General features: G+C 40.7%; 19 protein-coding genes. 9 read left to right on the top strand and 10 right to left on the bottom strand.

Annotation, left to right across the window (positions count from 1 at the left end):
• Window positions 1-5 precede the first annotated feature (5 nt).
• From FR932_RS11275 to FR932_RS11240, 8 genes are all read right to left on the bottom strand, one after another.
• Window positions 6-1,085: a response regulator gene (locus FR932_RS11275; RefSeq protein WP_019442707.1), complete on the bottom strand. Its 1,080-nt coding sequence runs from the start codon at window positions 1,083-1,085 to the stop codon at window positions 6-8.
• Between the two features lie 167 nt (window positions 1,086-1,252).
• The gene (locus FR932_RS11270; RefSeq protein WP_019442706.1) at window positions 1,253-1,687 is read right to left on the bottom strand and encodes a universal stress protein; all 435 of its coding nucleotides are present in this window, start codon (window positions 1,685-1,687) and stop codon (window positions 1,253-1,255) included.
• Between the two features lie 102 nt (window positions 1,688-1,789).
• Window positions 1,790-4,372, bottom strand: a complete 2,583-nt coding sequence (locus FR932_RS11265) for a TRAP transporter permease (protein ID WP_019442705.1) — start codon at window positions 4,370-4,372, stop codon at window positions 1,790-1,792.
• A gap of 303 nt (window positions 4,373-4,675) precedes the next feature.
• Window positions 4,676-5,659, bottom strand: a complete 984-nt coding sequence (locus FR932_RS11260; RefSeq protein WP_019442704.1) for a TAXI family TRAP transporter solute-binding subunit — start codon at window positions 5,657-5,659, stop codon at window positions 4,676-4,678.
• 452 nt (window positions 5,660-6,111) lie between these two features.
• A complete protein-coding gene (locus FR932_RS11255; protein ID WP_019442703.1) occupies window positions 6,112-7,065 on the bottom strand; it encodes a 5-oxoprolinase subunit C family protein in 954 nt (317 codons plus the stop codon).
• Complete coding sequence (locus FR932_RS11250; protein ID WP_019442702.1) at window positions 7,062-7,763, bottom strand: 5-oxoprolinase subunit B family protein; 702 nt, start codon at window positions 7,761-7,763, stop codon at window positions 7,062-7,064. The genes FR932_RS11255 and FR932_RS11250 overlap by 4 nt, the downstream gene beginning before the upstream one ends.
• A 3-nt stretch (window positions 7,764-7,766) precedes the next feature.
• Window positions 7,767-8,507 carry a 5-oxoprolinase subunit PxpA gene (locus tag FR932_RS11245; protein ID WP_019442701.1) on the bottom strand — a complete coding sequence of 247 codons (741 nt, stop codon included), beginning with the start codon at window positions 8,505-8,507 and terminating at the stop codon, window positions 7,767-7,769.
• A 240-nt stretch (window positions 8,508-8,747) separates the two neighbouring features.
• On the bottom strand, window positions 8,748-9,491 hold the full coding sequence (locus tag FR932_RS11240) for a YciK family oxidoreductase (protein WP_019442700.1): 744 nt from the start codon (window positions 9,489-9,491) through the stop codon (window positions 8,748-8,750).
• 115 nt (window positions 9,492-9,606) lie between these two features.
• Here FR932_RS11240 and sohB point away from each other — a divergent pair, with 115 nt between their 5' ends.
• From sohB to FR932_RS11195, 9 genes are all read left to right on the top strand, one after another.
• A complete protein-coding gene (sohB, locus tag FR932_RS11235) occupies window positions 9,607-10,686 on the top strand; it encodes a protease SohB (protein ID WP_019442699.1) in 1,080 nt (359 codons plus the stop codon).
• A gap of 324 nt (window positions 10,687-11,010) precedes the next feature.
• Window positions 11,011-13,737, top strand: a complete 2,727-nt coding sequence (gene topA / locus FR932_RS11230) for a type I DNA topoisomerase (RefSeq protein WP_019628805.1) — start codon at window positions 11,011-11,013, stop codon at window positions 13,735-13,737.
• A 754-nt stretch (window positions 13,738-14,491) separates the two neighbouring features.
• Complete coding sequence (locus FR932_RS11225) at window positions 14,492-15,454, top strand: porin (RefSeq protein ID WP_019442696.1); 963 nt, start codon at window positions 14,492-14,494, stop codon at window positions 15,452-15,454.
• 167 nt (window positions 15,455-15,621) lie between these two features.
• On the top strand, window positions 15,622-17,997 hold the full coding sequence (locus FR932_RS11220; RefSeq protein ID WP_019442695.1) for a mechanosensitive ion channel family protein: 2,376 nt from the start codon (window positions 15,622-15,624) through the stop codon (window positions 17,995-17,997).
• 117 nt (window positions 17,998-18,114) lie between these two features.
• Window positions 18,115-19,296 carry a glycosyltransferase family protein gene (locus FR932_RS11215; protein ID WP_019628804.1) on the top strand — a complete coding sequence of 394 codons (1,182 nt, stop codon included), beginning with the start codon at window positions 18,115-18,117 and terminating at the stop codon, window positions 19,294-19,296.
• A gap of 66 nt (window positions 19,297-19,362) precedes the next feature.
• Window positions 19,363-20,535 carry a glycosyltransferase family protein gene (locus FR932_RS11210; RefSeq protein ID WP_019442693.1) on the top strand — a complete coding sequence of 391 codons (1,173 nt, stop codon included), beginning with the start codon at window positions 19,363-19,365 and terminating at the stop codon, window positions 20,533-20,535.
• Window positions 20,536-20,641: 106 nt separating this feature from the next.
• Window positions 20,642-21,871: a glycosyltransferase family 4 protein gene (locus FR932_RS11205; protein ID WP_019442692.1), complete on the top strand. Its 1,230-nt coding sequence runs from the start codon at window positions 20,642-20,644 to the stop codon at window positions 21,869-21,871.
• Window positions 21,858-23,072 (top strand): glycosyltransferase family 4 protein, encoded by a 1,215-nt coding sequence (locus FR932_RS11200; RefSeq protein WP_019442691.1) that lies wholly within the window; start codon window positions 21,858-21,860, stop codon window positions 23,070-23,072. Before FR932_RS11205 ends, FR932_RS11200 begins: the two co-directional genes overlap by 14 nt.
• A gap of 2 nt (window positions 23,073-23,074) precedes the next feature.
• A complete protein-coding gene (locus FR932_RS11195; protein ID WP_019442690.1) occupies window positions 23,075-23,656 on the top strand; it encodes a histidine phosphatase family protein in 582 nt (193 codons plus the stop codon).
• A 66-nt stretch (window positions 23,657-23,722) separates the two neighbouring features.
• Here the strand turns inward: FR932_RS11195 and FR932_RS11190 are convergent, their stop codons facing one another.
• Both FR932_RS11190 and FR932_RS11185 read right to left on the bottom strand, forming a co-directional pair.
• Entirely contained in the window at window positions 23,723-25,135 is a 1,413-nt protein-coding gene (locus FR932_RS11190; RefSeq protein ID WP_019442689.1) for an OmpP1/FadL family transporter, read from the bottom strand.
• A gap of 388 nt (window positions 25,136-25,523) precedes the next feature.
• A complete protein-coding gene (locus FR932_RS11185; protein WP_019442688.1) occupies window positions 25,524-26,816 on the bottom strand; it encodes an OmpP1/FadL family transporter in 1,293 nt (430 codons plus the stop codon).
• Window positions 26,817-26,878 lie beyond the last annotated feature (62 nt).

Below are 26,878 nucleotides of genomic sequence, written 5' to 3'. Positions count from 1 at the left end.
CTCAGTTAATCGATGAGGTAAGAAAGACTATTAAGTAAACTCGGCAGTGATTTTTCAGTAAAGAGTAATAGCAGATCACATTGCACATTGTGGTGTTCAATCTGATAATTTATTTCAATCGCAACGGTTTTTTGTTTACGGAAGTTATTCGCGTTAATCATCTCTTGTACTGTGCTGTGCTGCCCGAGAACAGAAGGATGACCTTGGCTAAAACTAACATTTAACTGCTGGCTAAAGCCTTGCAGGAATGCACCAATGAGGATATTAGCCGTATCCATGAGAATTTCTTTCTCTTGGAAATTTGAATGTTGGTTTTCAATGCCCATTAACTTTGCCATGTCATCAAAGCTGGAATCGTGGAATAGTAGCAGTGCTTCACCAGAGATACCTGAGCAAATAAAGCCTTGGCAAACGGTTGATATCGACGCTTGTTCAGAGGCTGCAGATAGTGCCATGGTTAATTCACTGGCTTCTAAGACATTTACATTGGGTACCGGTAATAACACAAATACATCGAGTAAACGTGCTAATAAATCAGCTGCTTGTCCCATTGCGACATTGGCTACTTCCTGTAATACATCTCGAAATTCAGGTTGCAGCTCAAGCTCTTTACTTAATGATGGCAAGGTATCTGGAATCGACTTGATCAGATCTTGTTGTCTTTGTTCTGCTTTTTGTTGAGCGATTAACCGGACTTCGGCTTGGGCGAACTCGTCTTTATCGACAATCCCATAATTGATCAGGATAGTTTCAATTTGCTTACTTGTTACCGGTTTTTTGATAAACGCTAATGCGCCTAATGCGGTCACACGTTGATGAGCTTCAGTTTGGATATCACCAGAAACAACAATCACCAGTGCATTTAACTGCTCTTGTTGAATGGCTTCTAACACTTGGTAGCCATCCATTACTGGCATATTCAAATCGAGGAATACGATGCTACCTTTACCTGCTTTGATTAACTCAATACCTTCGGCTCCGTTAGATGCAAAACTAACGTCTACATCCCAATAAGGAGGAAGTGTTCTAGCCATTTGTTTACGCGCTAGGTTTGAATCATCACAGATTAATACAGAAACTGACATGAATATCCTTTTTCAATTTCAGTGGGTTCGCACAGAATTAGAGCGTAATAGTAACTAAAAAATGGGGGGAAGTAAAAGAAATAGAAGGGTGCAAAGAGGAAATAATAGCAGCCAAACATAGTGTGATTAAAAAAATGAGCAGTAGATAACACTGCTCATAAAGATGTTTATTGTGGTTTAACAACCATCACATTCATTGCTGCGGCACTGACCACTTTTGCTGCGACAGAACCAATCACTGCTAGCTCTAATTTCGCGCGTTTATGGCTTGGCATCACAATTAAATCAGCGTTGTATTTATTCGCCGCTTTAATGATTTCTTTTGATGGTCGGCCTTCAGCCATGTGTATGTGTGTTGTTATACTGTCATCAATATTTTTTTTAGCAAAATCTTGTAATGCTGAATAGGCAGACTTGCGGATTTCTTGCAAAACGGATGCAGGGAAATGTGCAGATACCATTGGCAGTTGAGACGTCGGCAATACATTCAATAAATGGATGCTTGCACCCGATATTTTAGCTAACGCACAGGCATGTTCAGCTGCGATATGACTAAAACCTTCTTCGTTAAGATCAACCGGTAATAAAATCGTTTTATACATAATAAGTTACTTATTTAAAATGAATGATGTCGTTAATCAGCAGTCATTATCAATGAAATGCAGTGCTAGAAAACTCACTGCATTTCATATTTTAGATAATAATTACTTATTGGCTGCGATACGGCGACGCTGACCAAATGCAATACCTGCAAGTAGCAATAAAGCTGGAATAAACAGGAACTCTTTCGCTGGGCGGTCTAATGGTCGTTCAACCATGAGGATACCCCAATCAAAATCAATGCCTGATTTTTCAGCTGGAGAGTCAAAACCAACCATATCAACAATCGTTTTTTCACCCTCGGTACGTAATTCTAAACCAGTACTTAATAATCGTTCTGCACCAGTGATCGCATCTTCAGCAAAAGGTAGCTGGACAATTTTAGTTTGGAATGCTCCATCGAGTGTTTCGCCTTCAACACGTAAACGTACATCGGTACCAACTGGTAAATCAGCCAGTACTTGCTCAATATGTTGCGGGCTTACTTCCTCGATTGGTGGATAGACCATGTCCCACCAGAAACCAGGGCGGAATAATGTAAACGTGATTAATAATAATCCGATCGTTTCATACCATTTCGATTTTGTTAGCCAGTAACCTTGAGTCGCCGCGGAGAATACCAACATTGCGGTGGTCGCCGAGAAAATGGTGAGCAGCAGGTGACCAATTGAATCCACACCAATCAATAATAACTGCGTATTAAAGATGAACATGAAAGGCAAGATCGCGGTACGGATATCGTACATAAAACCTTGGATACCGGTCTTAATTGGATCTGCTTTGGCAATGGCGGCCGCTGCGAAGGCTGCAAGGCCAACAGGCGGTGTATCATCGGCTAAAATACCAAAGTAGAATACAAATAAATGCACAGCGATTAGCGGTACGATTAAGCCATTTTGAGCACCAAGTTCAACAATCACTGGCGCCATCAATGTTGATACCACGATGTAGTTTGCTGTTGTTGGTAAACCCATGCCTAAGATCAAGCTAATAAGTGCGGTAAAGCCCAGCATTAGCATGATATTACCGCCTGAGATAAACTCAACAAACTCAGTCATCACTAGACCGATACCTGTTAGTGTTACCGTACCAACAACAATACCAGCTGCAGCTGTCGCAACACCGATACCGATCATGTTACGAGAACCCGTTACCATGCCGTCAAATAATTCAACAAAACCAGTTTTAATCGCACTTGGGATTGGTTGACTTTGTTTGAAATAAGCTTGTAATGGGCGCTGCGTGATCACGATGAAGATCATGAACACAGTTGCCCAGAATGCCGATAGGCCCGGAGAGAAACGTTCGACCGTTAAACACCATACTAATACGACAATTGGCAGTAGGAAGTATAAACCTGCTTTTGCTGTTGGGCCTGGTTCTGGTAATACAAGCAATTCACTGTCTGGATCATCAACTTCAAGTTCTGGGAACTTTGTTGAATATCTGACTAAGGCGATATAAATAGCGACAGTGGCGATACCAACAATCCAAGTTGCTGCATCACCAAAGACATCTTTCGTCCAGCCGATACCATAGTACACAGCAAAGCTAAGCACGATGATTAATACTACAACAGACATAAACGAAAATAAGCTCTGCGCGAGCGTTGGTTTATGACGGCGTGGTAAACCTTCCATGCCGGCTTTACATGCTTCTAAATGCACGATGTAGATTAACGCAACATACGAAATCAACGCAGGTAAAATCGCAGCTTTAATGACTTCGATATAAGGAATACCAACATATTCAACCATTAAGAAGGCAGCGGCACCCATAATTGGTGGTGTTAGCTGACCATTGGTTGATGCTGCAACCTCTACTGCACCCGCTTTAGTTGCAGGAAAACCAACACGTTTCATCAATGGGATGGTAAACGTACCAGTTGTTACTACGTTTGCAATTGAAGAACCTGACACTAAACCACTTAGACCTGATGCCACAACGGCTGCTTTTGCAGGACCGCCACGCATGTGACCAAGTAGTGAGAACGCAACTTTAATGAAGTAGTTACCAGCGCCTGCTTTATCAAGCAGTGAACCGAATAGCACAAACAAGAATACGAATGACGTTGATACACCGACTGCAACACCAAATACACCTTCGGTAGTTAACCATTGGTGAGACATCGTTTTATTTAAACTTGCACCTTTGTGGGCAATGATGTCGGGCATATATGGACCGGCAAAGGTATAAGTTAAAAATACCGCTGCCACGATCATCAGTGGTGGACCTAAAGAACGGCGAGTTGCTTCAAGCAGTAGTAACATGCCCGTTGTTGCAACCGCAGTATCAAAGAAAGTCGGTGCACCAGCACGATTAGCCAGTTCATTATAAAATAGGAAAAGATAAGCAGCACAGAACGCGCCTACGAATGCAAAAATCCAATCTGTCAGCGGCACATGGTCGCGCGGTGACGATTTCATCGCAGGGTAAGCTGTAAACGCTAAAAAGATAGCAAAAGCTAAATGGATCGAGCGGGCTTCAGTATCATTAATAATACCAAAGTTTAAAATGAACGGCAGAGGAGAGGCATACCATAATTGAAATAACGCCCATATAAACGGCACTATTAACAAAATCTTTTTAGCAATACCTTTAGGATCGCGCGCACCAGTATCTGATTGTGCAAGCATTTCCTGCAGTTCAGCATCCATGCTAGTGGTTTGATTTTCTGTTTTAGACATCTGTCCTCCATCATTCTTCGATATGTGATCGTAAGAAGTGGCTCGGTTATTCGTTAGTTGAATAATTAATCATTACAGGACTCTTAACATTTTATATAAGAATAATACTTAATCCAAGAAAGTAATACTTAATATAAGAAAGGCTGTACTGCTTATCGGCTTAACTAATCCGTAGTATAAGGATAGTCAGTAACAGGAGTAAGAGTAATAAAAATTAAATTGTGAGTATAAAGTCGGAGCTATAATTTGATTATAATATTAAGGGGACAATGTCCCCTTAATATTATTCAAATAAAAGTGGGCTTATTTTAGGCCAACTTCTTTGTAGTATTTAGCTGCGCCAGGGTGAACTGGTGCGCTAAGTGCTGCAGTCGCCATGTCTTCTTTTGTTAGCGATGCAAATGATGGGTGTAAACGTTTAAATGTATTGAAGTTTTCGAATACAGATTTAGTTACTTCATACACGATTTCGTCAGACATTGATTTTGGTGTAACGATTGTTGCGCGAGCACCAAATGTTACAGTGTCTTTCGGCGTACCAGTGTAAGTGCCACCAGGGATAACAACTTGGCTGTAATACGGGTTTTCTTCAATTAGTTTTTCAACTGTTGAATCGTTAACCGTTACAAGTACTGCGTCACACGTTGTTGTAGCTTCTTTGATTGAACCATTTGGGAAACCAGCGAAGAATACGAATGCGTCGATTTTGTTATCACAAAGTGCTTGAGATTGTTCGTTTGCTTTAAGTTCTGATGTGAGTGAGAACGCGCTGTTATCCCAGTTGTAAGCTTTCATTACAACATCCATTGTGCTGCGTTGGCCTGAACCTGGATTACCTACGTTTACACGTTTACCTTTAAGATCTTTAAAATCTTTGATGCCAGAATCTTTACGAGCAACAATTGTCAGTGCTTCAGCGTGTAGTGAGAATACTGCACGTAAGTCTGTGTAAGCGCCTTGATTTTTGTATTGGTTTAAACCTTTGTAAGCATAAAACTGTTGATCAGATTGTGCTACACCGAAATCAAGTTCGCCAGCACGCATCGTGTTGATGTTATAAGCTGAACCACCAGTACTTTCTACTGAACAACGGATGTTGTGCTCTTTACGGTTGCGGTTTACAAATTTACAAATTGCACCACCGGCAGGATAATAAACACCTGTAACACCACCAGTACCGATTGTAATAAAGTCACTTGTTTTCGCTGTTGCGATACTTGGTGCAGCAGCTGCTACTGTCAAACCTGCGATAGCAAGTGATTTTGCAATTGTTTTTGTAATAGACATGTTGTGTTCCTTTTAATAAGTCATTAGTCGCTTGTTTACTTCAGGGCATTCTGTGGCCATGAAATTGAATCCGTAAATTCAAGTGGGTGTATTTAATCAGCAAAAATAAATAATGCAATACTTATGATACAGCAAAATAACCCATCATTATCTGTTTCAACCATACTTTGTGACACCGAATTAACATAAAATAAACATTGTATGATTTTGAAGGGATTTAAGCTAAATTCTAGTACACACAGGGGTCTTAGATAGATTTATTTGTATATAAATACATATTTGTAAATTTGAAATAGTTATTTTTCGAGGGATATCATATTTTGTTAAATGTTCATAACATAAGATAAATACTTATTCTAATGATTAAATTCGTGAACTCCATCACTGAATAGGTTGGCTGTTTTGTGTTCATTTCAAAGAATATTACAGATATAAAGCGTCGCAGATCATGGCTAAAAGTCGAAAAAACGCTTGAAAGCTTGCATTTTATAACGTGAAACAAGCGGATTATCGAGTCTAAATGTAATTTCAGCCCCTTGTTGGCGCTGTGATAATTGACTGCAGTCTATGGCTGAAATAACCCCAGCTTTTGGATAACCGCCTATGGTTTGTCTGTCTTGAAGCAAAATAATAGGTTGGCCATTCGCGGGTAGTTGCACGCTGCCTAGCGCAATACCTTCCGAAGTTAATGCTGTTGGCAGATCTGTGATCATGTCACCGACCAACTGATAGCCCATTCGGTTTGCTTGTGTGCTGATCTGATATTTGTTAGATAGTAGTTGATACTGCTGTTTTGACGTCAATAAGGACCATTGATAGCAAGGTAATAAACCTAAACTCAGAACCGTAGAGTAGTTGGGGATATAATGTCGGGGAACAATGACCTCTGCTGCGTGTTCCGTAGTTGTTTTCAGGTATTTGATACTTGAATTTGACGCTGGTAAAATTTGGCCATGATATAGCGATTTACTGGTTGCAGGGCTAAGTTCATCGCGGATCACCGTGCTACGACTTTGGTAGTCTTTTTTTGTCTGCAGGCCGCCTAAGATGGCGAGATAACCACATTTCCCTGTTTTTGCACTGCGATATTGGATCACATCGCCAGATTTGACCTGATGGGTTTGCCAATTAAATGCCGGTTTATCATTAATTGTCACGCCAAATTCAGCACCACAGATAGAGATTCGCGTATCAACTAAGGCTATTAATGTCATTAATCCATAATGGATCTCAATGCTGGCCATATTACTGTGGTTACCAAGTATTTTATTGGCCCAGAGGTAGGCGTGTAGATCTGCAGGGCCACCAGGGGTAATGCCTAAGTGCTGATAGCCAAACCGACCCAGGTCTTGAATTAAGCTGTGGATCCCCGGTTTGCTCACTTCAAATGCAGATACGTGTTTCATGACTTAGCCTCTTGTAAGTGCAGGTATTGATTCTGATATTGCTGAAAGTCATCTAGGGACATTGACTCGAATTTAACTTGGCAACCGACTGTAAGGTTATCTGCAGCCAAAGGGCTTTGACCTATGATCTGCCAGCCACCGGGACTGGCTTTTGGGTAGATCGCTGTTTGATTATCTGCAATTCCAACACTCCCTGCCGGAACTTGCGGCCTTGGCGCTGTATGTCGAGGTATTTGAATGCGTTTATCAACATTGCCTAAGTAGCCAAAATTCGGCATAAAGCCAATAGCATAACAGCTATATATAGTAGAAGAATGGATGTGGATGATATCGGCAATCGACAACCCTGTATGTTGTGATAATGACTCGATATCTGGCGCCAGGCTTTGATGGTAACAAACCGGAATTGTGATCGGTAAGGTGGGAAAATCAATAGCTTTTAAGTGGTCAGTTAATATTTTTTTAACGTAAAAATGAATTTTATTTATGAGCTGATGAGGCTCTATTTTCATGATATTAAAGCTAACAAGTAAGGTTTGGTATGAAGGAATGATATCAGTAATAACCGTGTCTAAATCGACAGCATTTGTTAGCTGCAGACTTAAGTTGTGGATAATAGGTAATAGCTGGGCGTTATCAGCTTCTGTAAAGCGGATCAGGAGCGCATCATAACCAATCATCTCGAGATGGTATTGCATTGCTCACCCCTTTTTGTCAGTAATGGCAGACTTTATTTGCGCGATAGCGGCAATGGATTGTGCATTATCACCATGTACGCAGAGCGTATCAGCATTCAACTGGATTAACTTCCCGGTATTGCTTGTTACAAAACCTTGCTCAGCAATTTGTATGGCTTGATTCATCACCTGACTCTGTTGGGTAAAGACTGCACCAGCTTGGCGTCTATCTTGTAATGCACCTGAATCAGTATAACGACGGTCGGCAAAAGCTTCGAACAGTAATGGCACCTCAAATTGAGCGGCTAGTGATTCATTGTGGTTATTATCTGCTTGTGCCATCAGCATGAGTGGTAAGTTAGCGCTAAATGCAGCGATGCCTTTAAGGATCGCAACGAGTATCGCCTCATCTTGCATCATATCGTTATAAAGCGCACCGTGGGGTTTGACGTAACTGAGCGATATGTCTTGCTGCTGGCAAAAAGCGGCGAGGGCACCGATTTGATAGAGTATCAATGCTTGGATCTCATCTGTTGTGCATTGCATATGGCGACGGCCAAAGCCAACGAGGTCGGGATAACCTGGATGTGCGCCGACTGCGACATCGTATTGCTTAGCCAGTGCGACGGTTTGCTGCATAATCAGTGGGTCAGAGGCGTGAAAACCACAGGCGATATTCGCCATATCAATATGCGGCATGACAGCGTCATCCATACCAAGTTGCCAATGACCAAAACTTTCACCCATATCACAATTTAATTTCACTGGTTAATATCCTTATTAACAAACTCTTTCTATATATAGTAGAAGGCAGTATTTAGTTATTGCAGCAATTAATAATGATGGCAAGTGATAGACATATAAGAAGCATTTTATCGAAGAATTAACCGTACTTGTAGCATAAATGACGGAGGAAGGAGAGATAGAATAACCCCCTAAACAATGTAGCTATCATGCGTTAGGGGTTTGAGCATTTAATCCATTAGGCAGTCTGCGGTGAGCAAACTATCTGTTTGGCTGTGCTTTAAATGTTTTACCTGTTTCAGCAACACTGTCGTTACCCATAAGGTAAAGGTAAAGCGGCATAATTTGTTCAGGGGTGAGTAATACTTTTTCATCTTCACCAGGAAAGGCTTTTGAGCGCATACCAGTACGTGTTGCACCTGGATTAATACAGTTAGCACGCACATTGGTATTCTCAAATTCGTCAGCTAATGTTTGCATCATGCCTTCAGTGGCAAATTTTGAAATGGCATATTCAGCCCAATAAGCACGGCCTTTCACACCCACACTTGATGACGTGAAAATAATAGAGGCTTTGTCAGCTTTTTTTAGTACGGGTAATAGCGCACTCGTCATGAATAACTGCGCTTTAACATTAACCTGCATTACTTCGTCATAGCTCTTTTCATCGATTTGATGAAATGGACCTAACACACCTAATTGACCGGCATTGTTCAATAAACCATCGAGTTTACCAAATTGCGTATCAATGGTATCAGCCATGTCTTTATAGTTTTCAACCGTCGCGCCTTTCATATCAAGCGGAATAATCGCAGGTGTTGGCGCGCCAAGCGCTTCGATTTCATCATAAACAGCTTCAAGTTTAGAGACTGTTTTACCCAGTAATATAACTGTCGCACCATGTGCTGCATAGGTTAGTGCTGCTTGACGTCCAATGCCATCACCGGCACCTGTTACTAAAATAGTTTTGTTTTCTAATAGATTTTTTTCTGCTTGATAATCCATTTTTTGGGTTCCATATCGACATATCTGACAATATTGTAACCTGCAAAGCTTGTAGATGCGATGCTGTAAGTGCTATAAAGAGCAAAAATAGATATAACCGACCGAGGATTAAGATTTGGAATTTTTAAATGAATACGGTATTTTTTTAGCGAAAACGCTAACATTCGTTTTGGCATTATTATTTGTAGTGGTCAGTATTATCAGTCTTACGTCTAAGCAAAAGAAGACTAATGGACGTTTAGAGATCACTAATTTATCAGAGCAATTCAAAGATGTTGAAGATGAACTTCAGCTACACCTTGTATCTGAAGATGAAGCTAAGCTATTAGAAAAAGAACAACACAAAGCAGAAAAGAAAAAACATAAAGCAGAGCTAAAAGCACTTAAAAAAGCACATAAAGAAAAGGCCAAAGAGAAAAATGAAAGCAAAGCTGAAGAGCTTGAATCGCGTTTGTTTGTACTCGACTTTACGGCTGGCATTGATGCTAAAGAAGTGGCCTCGCTGCGTGAAGAAATTACGGCTATTTTATTCGTCGCTAACGAGCGTGATGAAGTCTTGGTGCGTTTAGAAAGTGGTGGTGGTGTGGTGCATGGTTATGGCCTTGCAAGTTCACAGCTAGAACGTTTAAAACAAGCTAATATTAAGCTAACTGTCGCGGTAGATAAAGTTGCTGCGAGCGGTGGTTACATGATGGCATGTATTGCTGACCATATTATTGCTGCGCCATTTGCGATTGTTGGTTCGATCGGTGTTGTCGCTCAAATTCCCAATTTCAATCGTCTATTAAAAAAGAACAATATTGATGTTGAACAGCTTACTGCTGGTGAGTTTAAGCGTACGCTTACCATGTTTGGCGAGAATGATGAATCAGGGCGTGAAAAATTCCAGCAAGAGCTTGAAGAAACACACGTATTATTTAAAGATTTTGTCAGCGGCCATCGTCCTGCAATGGATATTGAAAAAATCGCCACCGGCGAACACTGGTTTGGTACTCATGCTCATGAACGTGGCTTAGTGGATACCTTACAAACCAGTGATGATTACTTATTAAAAGCCAACAAGTCGCAAACTATTTATACTGTGAAATACGTAGTGCGTAAAAAGTTAGCTGAAAAACTCGCTCAAGCTGCATCAATGGCGATGTCGACAAGTTTAAATAAGTTTTTACAGCAAAGTAAGTACCCACATTTATAAAATTGTATGTACTTCATTGCAAAAAATAGATTGATGTATAAGACTAATATATTGATGACTGGCAGTTTATTTATTTATTTGATTTTTATTTATTGATAGTGTTTTGATCTACATTTCGAACGCCACTATAGTGGTATATTTTTGTATGAATTCTAAGCATTAGAAAAATAATTAAAAAAATATTGACTACTATAAGTGTATTCAATGTATATATATAAATAGAACGCAGTTATTCAATATCACTTTTTAGTTATTATTAAGTTATTTGATATCAATAGCATTCATCAATTTCATATTATTCATAAATTAAAAGAATCCGTCTGTATGGGAAGATCTCTAGTAATTGTGGAATCGCCAGCAAAAGCGAAGACCATCAATAAATACCTTGGCAAAGACTACATTGTTAAATCAAGTGTTGGTCACGTGCGTGATTTACCGACCAGTGGTGGCGCAGCCAAAAAAAGAGCGGGTGCCCCGACTCTTGCTCAGCAAACTAAAGGCATGACGCCTGAAGCAAAAGCTGCATTTAAGCAAAAACGTGACAAAAAAGCGTTATATTCTCGTATGGGCATCGACCCTGAAAATGACTGGGCAGCAACGTATCAGATCTTGCCTGGTAAAGAGAAAGTCGTCGCAGAGTTACAACAATTAGCTGAAAAAGCAGACATTGTTTATCTCGCAACCGATTTAGACCGCGAGGGTGAAGCTATTGCATGGCACCTGCGGGAAATTATTGGCGGTGATGATTCTCGTTTTCAACGTGTTACGTTTAACGAAATTACCAAAACTGCGATCCAAGAAGCATTTGAACAACCATCAGAACTGAACATTGATTGTGTTAACGCCCAACAAGCGCGTCGTTTCTTAGATCGTGTTGTAGGCTACATGGTATCGCCGTTGCTTTGGCAAAAAATTGCTCGTGGCTTATCTGCTGGACGTGTTCAGTCTGTCGCAGTACGTTTAATCGTAGACAAAGAAAAAGATATTAAAGCGTTCATTCCTGAAGAATTTTGGGACATTAATACCGATTTAGTGACTTCACTTGGTGAAGCATTACGCGTCGAAGCGGTTAAATATGCCGGTGAAGCTTTTAAACCTGTTAATGAAGCGCAAGCAACTAAAGCGGTTACTGATTTACAAAATGCCAGTTATTCATTATTAAAACGTGATGACAGAGCGACAAGCAGTAAACCAAAGGCGCCTTTTATTACGTCAACGCTTCAGCAGGCTGCAAGTACGCGCCATAGCTATGGTGTGAAACGTACGATGGGCTTAGCGCAGCGTTTATATGAAGGTGGTTACATTACCTATATGCGTACTGACTCAACGAACTTGAGTAAAGATGCAGTAGAAAGTGCCCGCGGTCTTATTGAAAAAAAATATGGTAAAGAGTATTTACCAGAAGAACCCAATTTATACGGTTCTAAAAAAGGCGCGCAAGAAGCCCATGAAGCGATCCGACCTTCAGATGTCAATGTGATGTCTGGTGATTTACAAGGTATGGATGATGATGCGAAAAAATTATATGAATTAATTTGGCGTCAGTTTGTTGCTTGTCAAATGGTACCTGCGCAATATGATTCAACTAAATTGACTATTGCCGCTGGCGAGTATCAGCTTACCGCGAAGGGACGTACTATGCGTTTCCCTGGTTGGACTAAAGCATTACCACCAATGAGCAAGAAGTCTGAAGATGAAAGTAATTTACCTGTGCTGGAAGCCGGTGAAAAGCTTGAGTTGATTGCGGTTGATCCATTACAACACTTCACTAAGCCGCCTGCGCGTTTTAATGAAGCGTCATTGGTTAAAGAATTAGAAAAACGTGGTATTGGTCGTCCATCTACGTATGCGTCGATTATTACTACAATTCAAGACCGTGGTTATGTGAAATCTGAAAATCGTCGTTTCTTTGCCGAGAAAATGGGGGAGATCGTTACCGAACGTCTAACCGAAAGCTTTGAAGAACTGATGAACTTCGATTTTACCGCGAGCATGGAGTCTCAACTTGATGGCGTTGCTGAAGGCAAGCTTAATTGGATTGATGTTCTGAATGAATTCTTTGGTGACTTCAAGAAACAGCTTGCGACAGCGGGTGCTGAAGTAGCTGAAGGCGGCATGCGCGCTAACGAAATGGTTATCACGGATATTGAATGTCCAACATGCCAGCGTGAGATGGGTATCCGTACTGCGACAACGGGTGTATTCCTAGGTTGTGTTGGTTATAACTTGCCACCAAAAGAACGTTGTAAGAAAACGATTAACTTGGTGTCTGGTGAAGAAGCGATTGATCTGCTGAATGAGAATGCTGAAACTGAAGCGCTTATGGCAAAACGTCGTTGTCCTAAATGTAGCACGGCAATGGATAGCTACCTGATTGACGAAACGCGTAAACTGCACGTTTGTGGTAATAACCCTGAATGTACTGGCTATGAAGTCGAGAAAGGTGAATTCAAACTAAAAGGCTATGATGGCCCTGTTGTTGAATGTGATCGTTGTATGAATGATATGCAGCTTAAAAATGGCCGTTTCGGCAAATACATGGGCTGTACTAACGAAGAGTGTAAAAATACACGTAAGATCCTGAAAAGTGGTGAAGTTGCGCCGCCAAAAGAAGATCCTGTTTTCCTTCCTGAATTGGAATGTGAAAAGTCGGATGCTTACTTTGTGCTACGTGATGGTGCTGCGGGTATCTTCTTAGCTGCGAATACTTTCCCTAAATCGCGTGAGACACGTGCTCCGCTGATTGAAGAGTTAGTACGCTTCAGAGACCGTATTTCTGAGAAGTTTTATTACTTAGCAGATGCGCCAGCGCAAGACCCTGCAGGTAATAAAGCCATCGTACGCTTCAGCCGTAAGACCAAAGAACAATATGTGATGACCGAAGTGGAGAAGAAAGCCACGGGGTGGACTGCGCATTATATCAATGGTAAATGGGTTGAAGAAGAGAAGAAAAAAGTAGTTAAGAAAGCAGTCGTTAAGAAGGCAGTTGAGAAAGTCGCTAAGAAAGCCGTTAAAAAAGTAGTGAAGAAAAAGCCTGCAACTGAAAAGTAGTTCGCTTATTTGATCTGCGCTTACGCTATGCCGTCTTAGACGTTATCAGCTTATAAAATACCTCAGCTTGCTGGGGTATTTTTTTGGCTGTAAATAAGGATAGCTAATAATAAGGTATGAGTGCCTTATTTTAAGTTTCGTGAGCAAGATCTAAATATTGTCGATGTTATGCGACCTATATAGAGTAATAACAAACCTTGTTAAAAATGAATACTATTCTAGTATTAGTGTCAGAGGTTAACCCTTAATACATAGCTTGAATTGAATTTAAATGGATTCAGTTTATATTTATTGGAACTTTTAGCTGTTTTACGGCTCTTACTCATTAGAAAAACCAATATAGGTGATTAGCATAACAAATTTCAGCTGGTGTGATTGTAATGAAATAGTCATAAATGCTGCTTTTTTAAACATTTAGTTTGTAATAAAACCTTTAAACCAATGTTAAAACTCGTCATTGTCAAGATTTTTGTTCTTGTCATACCTTTTTATGTGCCCGCGATCTTATTTTTGAGCTCTTCTTGATTTTCCTTATAGTTTTCATGAAATTATTATGACTATAATCTATACCAAGTTTTAAGCGTAGTTGTTAAACCTCAATTAATCTGAATTGTTTCAGATGAAATCTCGGATTAACTGCTACTTGTTAGAATACATTAACTCTTGGACTAACCAATCATTACCAGATGGAATAATCTCAGCGAGATATTCAAGTAATGAATGAGTTAACTTATAAATCATAAAGGATTTCAAAATGAAAAAGACTATTCTTGCTACTGCAATCTTACTAGCTGGCGCTGCAAACGCTGCTGAAGTTTATAACAACGAAGGTACTTCAGTTTCTCTAGGTGGTTCTTTCCGTGGTAACGTTGTTGTTAACAGTTCTGATGACGTTAAATTCCAAGATGCTGGTTCACGTTTCGATATTAAAGCAGTTAAAGATATCGAAGATGGTCTTAAAGCTTTCGGTCATTTAGAAGTTAAATATAGCGGTAGCGATGGCGACACGTTATACATGCAAAAAGCTGTTGTAGGTCTAGAGCATGACGTATATGGTACTGCTACTCTAGGTAAGCAAATGGGTCTGAATGATGACTTAGTTATGAATGATTTCTCATATGAGAATGGCATTTACAACGAAAACAATGATTTCTTCGGTTCTGATTCTGAAGACCAATTGAAATATGCTAAATCATTCGGCGGCGCATCTGTAGTTGTTTCATTAATGGACCAAGATACTTATGCTATCGGTGGTACTTATGAAGTTGCTGGCCTAACGCTTGGTGGTTCTTATAACATCGCTAATGACCGTGAAGTTAAAAAAGTTGTTGGTGGTGCAATCACTACTGATAACTCTACTTACATTTTAGGTGCTCAATATTCACTTGATGCATTAACATTAGGTGTTCAATACCAGTCTAGTGAAATTGATAACGATGATTTTTCTGCATACGGTATCGGTGCTCACTATCAATTAGGCCAAGCCGGCTTATATGCTATGTATGATATCCTAGATGGTAAGCTTGATAAAACTGATGCTGGTAACTACTTCTTCGCTGAAGGCGACGGTTCTGCACTAGTTCTTGGTGCTGATTATGAACTTGTTAAAGATGTGAAAGCATATGTTGAATTTGATTCAACAGACTTTGATGTAGATGGCGCTGCTTCATCTGATTCAGACGAAAAAGTAACAATTGGTGCACGTGTATACTTCTAATCAACCCTGTTGATTCGTTGCTATAAACAACACTGACTGATGAAACCGCACACTGTAAAGTGTGCGGTTTTTTTTTAACTGTTGTTTTTCGTTATATCATTCGTTCGTAAACTTTTGATACTATAGTTATTCTTATCCCACTCTTACAAAAAATAATTGGTATTGCTATGCACAAGATTATTAGTACAAGTGTTTTCAGCCGAATTGCTGCGACACTCTTTATTAGCATGCTGTTGATGCTAAGTAATACGCCACTTGTGCATGCGAATGATGCCGTTTATTTATCACCAGATTATATTTCTGAAAATGCTGCAGTTGAAAATAATGTTACTGCAAATAACTTTCCTGTAAGTTACTCGGCAGCGCAAGAGCCTGCAAATGGTCAGCAACCCAGTATTCAACCTCCAAACCGTAAAGGCCATGAAAATAGAACCACAGATGAAGAGCGAACTTGGCGTGTTTTAGGTTCTGGAAAACAATGGGGTAAAGATAAAGAGTACCATTATAAAAATGATGATATGGCGCGTTTTATTTTCTTAATGGATGCCAAAGATCGTAAGAATAAATTATTAGCTAGTTTGGCTTTGTGGCCGGATCACCAAGAAAAACTGATAAATAACCTGACCGATGGCCAAGGGGCTGCGCGTTTTTCATCTTTATTCACTATTTTTGTATTGATGTTGGTTTGTGGTTTCATTGTCGAGCGTATTGCCAGTATTAAAATGGATTCGTTTTCTGAAGGTGTCGCTAAAGAAAAAGACAGCAGTCTCAAAGAAAACCTTGATTACTTATTAATGCGTGGTTTTTTCCAATATGTTGGCATCGCAATTTTTGCTTTAACAGCCGCGCTGATTGCCATTTACAATTACGTCGAAACAGACCCATTTAGACTACTCAGCCTACATGCTTTAGGTTTAGTGGTAAAAATACGCTCGCTTCAAGTCGTATTAAGACTAATCTTTGCACCTTATGCTCGCGGTAATCGACTCTTTAAAATTGATTGTAAATCAGCAAGTCGCTTGTATTGGTCAATTCTTGGCTTTATGGCTGTTTATCTTACAATTACGACGTTTTGGCGTATTTTAGTGGTTTTTTCGTTAGACCCTATTTTGTTTGCTTTAATCATTCCTTCTACCGGTATGATTTTGAATATATTGTCCATTGCCTTTATTTGGTTCAATCGTAGAACGATAGAATCTATGTTTGTTAGTGGCAAAGAGACGAGCTCTGCCTTTTCTCGATTCTTACGCCAAACATGGACCAGTGTATTCACCATCTGGTTATTTATGGCTTGGGTATTCTGGGCTATGTATGAGTTTCTGGGCTATTACGAGCAAGCTGATAACTTCACGCCGATTTGGTGGTTGACGTTTGTTTACCCAATATTAGACCGCTTTATTTTTGTGTCGCTGGGCCAGCTTAAACGTATCAGTTGGTTGCAGAGTCATTCGTTTGAACAGCGTTGTGATAAGTTTATTAATCGCGTGATTATTGCTCTTCGCGTGATTTTTGCGGCGGTTATTTTTTATCACATTGATGCTAGCTTTGATCATAATACATGGGAAAAATTAGCCAATAGCTTTGGTAGTTTCATCCAAATGTTTGTGGATATCATTATCGTGATTATTGTCGCTTATGCTATCTGGGAAGTGATTCAATCTGCGATAGAGCGTCATTTACCAGCTGATATTGATGACGGTGGCACATCAACACTTGAGGGTGAAGGCGGCGGCGGTGGTGCTTCTCGTTCTGAAACCTTACTGCCATTAGTGCGTTCATTTTTAATGGTGTTCTTATTTTCTAGTGTGCTATTAATGATTTTAAGCATTGTCGGTGTTGAAATTGCGCCGTTGTTAGCGGGTGCTGGTATCGTCGGTATTGCCGTCGGTTTTGGTGCGCAGAAACTGGTTCAAGATGTGATTTCAGGTATTTTCTTTTTACTTGATGATGCATTTCGCCGCGGTGAGTACATAGAGGCTGCAGGGTTACGTGGTACGGTTGAGCGTATTTCGATTCGTTCAATTACCTTGCGTCATCATCTTGGTGCGATACAAACAATTCCTTTTGGTGAGATGGCTACCGTGCGTAACTTATCTCGAGATTGGATCACCAAAAAATTGGAATTCAGATTAGATTATCGCACCGACGTTGAGAAAGTGCGCAAGCTGATCAAGAAGGTCGGCCAAAAAATGTTATTGCATCCCGAATATGGACAGCATTTCTTATTACCACTAAAGTCACAAGGTGTGACTAGGGTTGAAGAGTCTGCGCTTATTTTTCGTATGAAGTTTACTTGTGTGCCTGGTGAGCAATGGGTTATTCGCCGCGAAGCATTTAGATTGGTACAAGAATCATTAAAAGATAATGGTATTGAGTTCGCGCATCGTTCTGTCCATGTATTAACTCAGCATGATGGTAAAGAAGACATTCAGAACAGTATTGAGCAAAATGCGGAGATGGCTGAAAAAATTGGCGCAGCAGCAGCATTAAGTGTGTCTGCAGATATTAAAAAGAACGATAGGATAGATTCAGATTATAACTAATTCGTAGTATATATTTAATATTATTAATGGGTTGTTAAGTGAGCAGTGCGCTATCTTGGACTGTTTTTTTTTGATAACCTGATTTATCTTTGTTGTATGTAGTTAAAGAGAGTTCAAGTGCGCAGTAAATTAAATAATAGCCGTTTGCTTATCTATAGTCATGACTCTTTCGGTCTTGGGCATTTGCGTCGCTGCAGAACTATCGCGCATGAGCTTGTTGACCGATACAAGGGCTTGTCTGTGCTTATTATTACGGGATCGCCAATTATTGGCCGTTTTGACTTTAAAGCCCGTGTTGATTTCATTCGCATACCTGGTGTAATAAAACTGCATAACGGTGAATACACTTCACTTGGCTTGCTTATCGATCTTGCTGATACATTAGCATTGCGTGAATCTATTATTCTTAATACCTCCAAAGTATTTAAGCCGGATATTTTTCTTGTCGATAAAGAGCCGGGTGGTTTAAAAGATGAAGTCGTTAGCACTTTAGAATATTTTAAAGATACAGATACACAGTGTATCCTCGGTTTACGTGATGTCATGGATTCGCCTGCATTATTGAAGAAAGAATGGCAGAAAAAAAATGTGATGCCGTTACTGGAAAATCTTTATGATGAACTGTGGGTCTATGGTCCCGCTGAAGTGTCAAATCCATTAAAAGGGCTGGACATCAAACAAATGGTGACAGATAAAACCTTATTTGGTGGCTATTTACCCCGACAGTTACCGCAAAAAATCGATACTGATTCTATCAATTTTCCCGAACGTCCTTATATTTTAGTCACCCCTGGTGGTGGCGGAGATGGCATCGAGATGATTGATTGGGTGCTTCGTGCTTATGAAAGTGATCCATCCTTGATGCCCGCTTTGTTTGTACTTGGTCCTTTTATGCCAGCGACTGAACGTAATGATTTTTTACGCCGTGCTGAAGAACTCCCTCATGTCGATGCGCTGACATTTAGTAATCACCTTGAGCATCTAATGTTTGAGGCTGAAGCTGTGATCGCGATGGGTGGTTACAATACCTTTTGTGAGATTTTGTCGTTTGATAAACCCGCAATGATACTGCCGCGTACACAACCACGTGAAGAGCAGCTTATTCGCGCGCGCAATGCGGCGTCGATAGGACTATTATCTATGCTCGATTTAGATTCAGAACGCGCGACAGAAGTCATGGTTAACGGCATTTTAAATTTATTAAAGCAAGATAAGCCGAGTAAACATAAACTTGATAAACTACTGAATGGTTTAGACTTTGTCACTGACCGATTTGGCGAGCTTGTATCAAAAGAATAGTGTCAAAGTAATCGACTCAAAATAATCGTATCGCATTTTCCAATTTATTTTTCGCAAGGACCAGATATGTCAGCACCGCGTATTATGTATTATGTGCAATATTTATTAGGTATTGGTCACGTTCGCAGGTCATCTCTTATTGTACAAGCGCTCTGTGAACAAGGCGCTCAGGTTGATGTTATTTTTGGTGGCATGCCAGTACCGAGTATGTCTTTTGGCTCTGCGACCATGCACCAATTAATGGCTGTAAAGAGTGCTGATTCCGGTTTTAGTGGTTTAGCTAAAGCAGATGGCACTCCAGTCAGTGACGAGGATAAAAAACAGCGTACGCAAGCGCTATTAGCACTTTGTGACACGCTCCAACCCGATTTAATCGTCACTGAAACATACCCATTTGGGCGCAGACAAATGCGCTTTGAGTTATTACCATTGCTAGACTGGGCTAAATCGCAGGATAAGCCACCAGTGCTTGTTTCATCTATTCGCGATATTTTACAGCGACGTTCAACGGTCAGAGAACAAGAATACGTTAACCTAGTTAAAACCTATTACCAACATGTACTAGTGCATGGTGATGAAGATTTCTATCCATTAGCAAAAAGTTTCCCTGTTGCGGATATGATTGCGGATAAGATCAGTTATTCAGGCTATGTATGTCCGACATTGGCCAATCAACCTAATCAACCTAAAACAAAAGATACGATAGTGGTATCTGTTGGTGGCGGTAGTATTGGCAAAGATATTTTAGTCGCGGTGATGGCACTGTATAACAGTGGTTTTGCTGCGGATAAAAGGTGGTTACTGATCACGGGACCGAATATGGACAGCGCTGATAAAACCTATTTCCAAGCGCAGCAGCAGTCAAATTTACAAGTTGTCGACCTTGCTGATGACTTTTTAAGTGAGCTAAGCAATGCTTACGTGTCAATTTCAAGAGCCGGTTATAACACTGTCATGGATTTATTATTAACAGGCGTTCCCGCTGTGGTGATCCCATTTGAAGGGGAAGGTGAAACAGAGCAGTTAGCGCGAAGTGAAGTGCTAGCTGAAGCGAAGGTGCTGCAATTCGTTAAGAATGATGAGTTGAGTGTCGACACATTAAAAACCGCTATTAATAGTGCACTAAACAGCACCGCTGAAACAGTTAACATCGATAATCAAGGCGCAGTTCAAAGCGCTAAGTTGTTGATTGATTGGGCTGTTGATAAAGCTGACACTGCAAGGCACGAGTCTGCTTAGTTCATGGTGAATAAGTACCCAATAAACGCGCAATGTGTTATTTCGTCCTACATTGCAGTGTATCTCTTGTTAATGATTTAATTATAAAAGTTTAAGGTTGTCTGTAGTGAAGAAAATTGCATTAGTACTTAAAGGCTATCCACGCCTATCAGAAACCTTTATTGCGCAAGAAATTAGAGCGCTAGAATTACGCGGTTTCGAGATTACCTTAGTGTCGTTACGTCATCCGACTGATACCAGTACGCACCCGATCCATCAACAAATTGAAGCGGACGTACTGTATTTACCTGAGTATTTACATGATGAACCATTACGGGTTTTAAAAGCGTTTTGGAAGTTGGGGACTCAATTCTCATTGGTAAAAGTATTTAAGCAATTTTTCCGTGATTTAAAACGGGATACTAGCCGTGGCCGCGTTCGTCGCTTTGGCCAAAGTCTAGTATTAGCCGCAGAAATGCCAGAGGGGGTTGAGCAAATGTATGCACACTTCCTACATACACCAGCCTCAGTAACGCGTTATGCGGCACTTGTTAATGATTTACCTTGGTCTTGTTCTGCTCACGCTAAAGACATTTGGACGACTGAGCAATGGGACTTATCAGAAAAACTCGCAGAGTTAGAATGGTTATCGACTTGTACAGCCGCTAATCATTCATACCTACAATCCCTAGCGAAAGATCCAAGCAAGGTACATTTGGTGTATCACGGTTTAGATTTCACACGATTTCAACATGTAGATCGTATTTCTCGTGCAGATGTGAATGGTAGCTCTGCTGATAATCCGGTTAAAATTATCAGTGTTGGCCGCGCAGTCCCGAAGAAAGGCTATGATGACTTATTGAATGCGCTGGCTAAACTGCCAAAAGATTTACACTGGCAGTTAACCCATATTGGTGGTGGCGGTATTTTGAAAGCATTACGTCAACAAGCTAAAGCGCTTGGTATTGAGCAGCATATTGAATGGCAAGGCGCACAACCACAATTAACCGTGCTTGAAGCATATCGTGAAAGTGATTTGTTTGTGCTAGCAAGTAAGATTGTTGCCGATGGTGATAGAGACGGTATGCCTAACGTATTGATGGAAGCGCAAAGCCAATCGGTATGTTGCTTAGCGACAGATATTTCTGGTATTCCAGAGCTTATCGACAGTGGTGAAAATGGTGTCTTGGTCGAGTCTAATAATGTGGCGCAGTTAACCGCAGCGTTAGATGATTTATTACGAAGTGGTGAGAAGCGTGAACGCCTTGGTGCAGAAGGACAAAAGCAGCTACATCGACGTTTTGATGTCAAGATCGGCATCGACCAGTTAGAAAAGCTGTTTGATGATCGTGGCTAATACAGCTGCTAGAGCAGGTCTTAATCAAAGTGTCAAAACAGGCGTCGCTTTTTATGCGCCGCTTAAATCACCCTCACACCCAAACCCATCTGGTGATCGTAAGATCGCTAGATTATTTATTCGCGCACTAGAGCAGGCTGGTTATCATGTTGACCTTGCAAGCCAGTTACGTTCTTTTGATAAAGCGGGTGATAGCCTACGCCAACAACGCCTTATTGCGCTTGCTAAAAAAGAAGCGCGCAGGATCATGCGACGTTGGCAGCAAAAAGGCTTTACACCGCAAGCGTGGTTTACTTATCACTTATATTATAAAGCGCCTGATTTAATTGGTCCTATTATTTGTCACAGCCTCAATATTCCATACATAGTGGCAGAGGCATCATGGGCTGAAAAACGTGCTAGCGGTGGCTGGGCGTTATATCATCAAGAAGTCGCGAAAGGATTAGCACTGGCGAGTAAAGTCATTTGTATTAATCCTGTTGATAAACTCGCATTAACGGCGTTTTATGCTCAGCAGCCACAACATGATTCGCCATTGGTATCATTGAATACGTTTATCGACGATCTACCGAACACTGACAAAATATCGCCATCAAGCGTGATCTCAACGCGAACAGAGCTTGCCGAAAAATATGACTTAGACAGTCGTTTACCTTGGCTTATCACCATCGCGATGATGCGTAGTGGCGATAAACACAGTTCCTACCAGCAACTCAGTTCAGTGGTTGATTTGTTACAACAGCCTTATCAACTATTAATTATTGGTGATGGCGTGATGCAAGCTGAAGTGCAGGGGCTTTTCGCACCATATAAACAAGTGAAGTTTGCCGGTGCTGTTGAAAATAACCAAATAAGACAGTTATTACCCCATTTCGAATTATTGTTGTGGCCGGCGATAAATGAAGCCCTTGGCATGATCTTTCTAGAGGCTCAACAAGCGGGTGTCGCTGTCGTTGCGGGTGATCAAGGTGGCGTGAGTTCAATTGTAAGAAATAATGTCACTGGCATCCTCGTTGATGCGTATAACGCGACTGATATGGCACTCGCGATTGATAATTTATTGCTTGATCCAGCCAAATTAAAGTTAATGCAGCAGGCGGCGATTGAATATGTTGAGCAACATCACTCTATCGACGCTAGTGCATTACAGATTAAGTATGTTATTCAGGATGCACTATTAGACCCAACGAGTAAGGTATAGCCATGATCCACGTGTATTTTATTCGTCACGGACAAACCCAATGGAATGTTGAAAAGCGATTACAAGGTCGCACAGATATTCCTTTGAATGAAGCGGGCAAGCTGCAAATTAGTGCCTACAAGTTACCTGAACTTTTGTTATCGATACCTTGGTTTCATAGCCCGTTGTTAAGAGCGCAACAAACGGCTGAATTACTTAGCGTGAATGCGCAGGTGGAAAGTGCATTGATCGAAATGAGTTGGGGAAATTGGGAAGGAAAAACATTAGCTCAATTAAGACAGCAAGATCCAGTTTATGTTACTGAACAAGAGTCTTTGGGATTAGATTTACGGCCTGTTGGTGGTGAATCTCCTCGTTTAGTGGCAAAGCGGGTTAGTGCTTGGATTGAGGCCTTGGATATTGTGAATGTAGAGCAGCGAATTGGCTGTGTTAGTCATAAAGGTATTATCCGTGCTATTTATGCTAATGCCACGAATTGGGATATGTTAGGTAAAGCACCGCATAAATTAGATTATCATTGCGCTCAACATTTTTATTTTGAGCGTGGGCGTTGGTCTATTGGTGAACTTAACATAAAGCTATAACTGAAGGTTACAATAGGCTCCCAGCTATTAGGGAACCTATTATGACATGGTTATATGGTCGTTAACTTAGAAAACTAAATTCATTTGTGCTGAACCAACAACTGCTTCGGCCTTATTCGTAAACGCATATATTAAACCTGTATTAGTGTCTGTTTCAGTAAATGATGTTTCTTCACCGACAATATATGCGGCGGCTAAATCAAATGAAAGTGTGTCTGTTATATTGAATGTCAGACCTGCTGTGTACCATTGACGTTCTGAGTCTGGAATACTGATCGTCGTGTCACCGGCTGCTTCATCTAATGCATAACCAGCACGTAATATGATTTTTTCGCCTAAGTAATATGATAAGCCTGCTGAATAACGAATGTTGTCTTCATAGTTGTAACCTTTTTCGAATAACACTAAGTTATTATTTTCAGCTGCTACCCCTTTTAGGCCGTCGAAGCTGCTCCATTCAGTCCAAACCACACCGTATTGCAGGGCTATGTTACCCACACGGTGAAAACCACCGAGTTCGGCCATAGCTGGCAATGATAAATCTAATTGTCCAGTTAACTCAGCACCTTGGTAGTTTGAGTAGTCACCTTCAAAGGTAAGCTCAACTTCCGAACGATAGCTCACGCCAATTTTGTGGTTATCATTTAGATCAAATAAAACACCAGCATTCCAACCAAAACCGATATCGTCACCTTCCATAATGAAGGCTTGAGTACCACCACCTTGGCCTGATAGTGCCGCATTATTCGCAGCGATAGCACCGCCAATTTGCGCTGCTGAAGCACCTGCCTGAGCTAATTCGGCGATACCATTCATAGCACCTAATGCGGCACCATCACCAAGGTTTCGTTCGAGTTCTGCGGAACCATAAACAATTTGAGCGCCGACGCCTAAGCGTATCTTACTGCCTACTTTAAATGCGAGACTCGGGTTTAAGTTGAATGTCGTTAATTGCGTTGAACCGCCAAGTAAACCTGCGGCATATTCATCTGGAAACTCAGTGTTAGTTCCGTAGTTAGTATAACCAGCTAAGCCCATCGCTACTTTATTACCTAGGGGCATCACAACATAAACAGAAGGGAGCGTCGAAGCGTTTACCGAGTTATCGACATCATAATCGGATTTACTTGGTCCACTGTAGTTAGTTCCGAATCCGGCGTTAAAGTTAGAATAATAAGGAGCAAGTGGTGTATTTTCACCTGTTGTCTCTACGGTAGGCTCTACATAAGCACCACCAAATGAAAAGGCGAACTTGTCAAAGGATGCTGCAGCTGCTGGATTGGTTGCGATAACTGCGGCATTCTCTGTATTGGCGGCAAAACCGGCATTGGCGTTACCCAATGCAGATGCAGATTGCACGTTAACTTGAAAGCCAGCTGCTGATGCTTGAGTACTTGCCATCATTGTTGCGACGAATACTGCGTTTGCTATTTTATGCTTTTGGAACACTTCCTGTTTGAACGAATAGGTTTTTTTCATGACTAATCCTTGTCTCATATAAATAATATAAAAGTAAATACATCCATGTTAATTACAGTGTTACTCGAACGTGTTGAGCAGGCCGCTAACTGAGTTCGATTTATTACCGGGGTTATTATAAGGATTTAATGAGATGTTTATGTGAGGACAAGAAGTTTGGTATTAGTAATGCTATTCAAACTTGAATGAGTGTTTGAAGTTAGTATTTACTATGGGTTAGTGACTTAACTTTAAGGTATTTTTAAGTACTAATATAATCTAGTGTGTTTTAGTGATAATAGCATTAACTGTATTTTTAGGCTTAACCAGATAGAGCTGAAACTCTACTTGTTGATTTTTATTTATTATTAGCGAGTTTATAAATAATCTGAATTTATAAGTATTCTTATCAGTTAATTAACTGATAATTAAGCTGCAAACCAAGCATCGTACTATCACCTTCAGCGCTAACACTGAATGAATCCAAGCCCACGGTATCCTCAATGCGGGTCGTTTCATATTTCACATAAGTCAGACCTATATCAAAACTTAATGAGCGACTGGCAAAATAGGTTAACCCCACGCTGAAGTTATTCTTTTCATCGAAGGGGATGGCGAAGGTTGCGCTTTCGGTGGATTTTTCTGTTGAAGCACCACTGCGCAGTAAGATGACATCGTTTAATTTGTAGCTAACAGCAAAGGCAAACTTCCAGCTATCTTTTGCATTAACTGATTCGGTTAAACATTGTCCTTGCGGTAAGTTAAAGTCGGGATTAGCGGGGCAGTCAGGGTGTGCAACTGAGATGTAATCTAGGTTTTCCCAGCCATACCAAGCGAGGGAATATTGTATTGCTAATCGAGGATCAAGTTGGTGGAAACCTGATAGGGTTGTTTCACTGGGTACTGCCATAGAAAGCGTCGTGTTATCTTGGAATAAGAGGTCATTATTATTTGCCAGTGTCGTGAAATCACCTTCAGTTTCAATCTCTGTTGCTGAACGATAAGATAAGCCGAATTGATGGCGCTTATTTATTTTGTATAACAGGCCAATATTATATCTAAAGTCTAATCCTACCCCTTCAAAGTCTTGATATATTTGACTTGGATTAGTGGGGTTTTGTGCACCGTAATTTGTGACTAGCTCATAATTGCCATGGATAGCGCTAACACCAATGCCGAGATACAGTTTGTCTGTTAGTTTAACGGCGATATTCGGGTTTATCTCATAAGTGAATAAGGATCTTTGCCCGGTGACAGTGCCAGCAGGATATCGAGTATCATAGTTGTTGCGTACGTTATAATTTGAAAATGTAGCAAAACCAAACGACCATTTTTCATTGATTGGAAAAGCAAAATAGGCTGATGGTACAACGTAATTATCACCAATGCTTTGTTGGTCTAACGCTGCGGGATCACCACTTGAATAATTCTCACCCTCGATGTCTTTCTCTGATGTAACAAAGATAGCGGCGAAAGCAATACTGGGATGTTTAAATGCGGCTGTAATGGCTGGATTAACGGCGATATTGGCGAGGTTGTTGGTGTCTGCGGCTGCACCTGCACCAGCGTTGCCTAGTTCGATTGCAGATGTTGTTGAGGATTGATAGCTTGCGGCGTTGGTTAAAGGGCTATAATAGATGATGAGGCTCAGGATTGTACTTAGATAAACGATTGGTGAATCACGGCTACAACTTTTACTCATAAATATTCCCTTAAAATGATGCTTTATTTTAAGGTTAGTAGAAAATAAAAATAGCGCCTGAT

The organism is Moritella marina ATCC 15381, assembly GCF_008931805.1.
Lineage (GTDB): Bacteria > Pseudomonadota > Gammaproteobacteria > Enterobacterales > Moritellaceae > Moritella > Moritella marina.
Note: the sequence above shows the minus strand (reverse complement) of the source record. Positions and strands in the feature narration are given on the sequence as shown.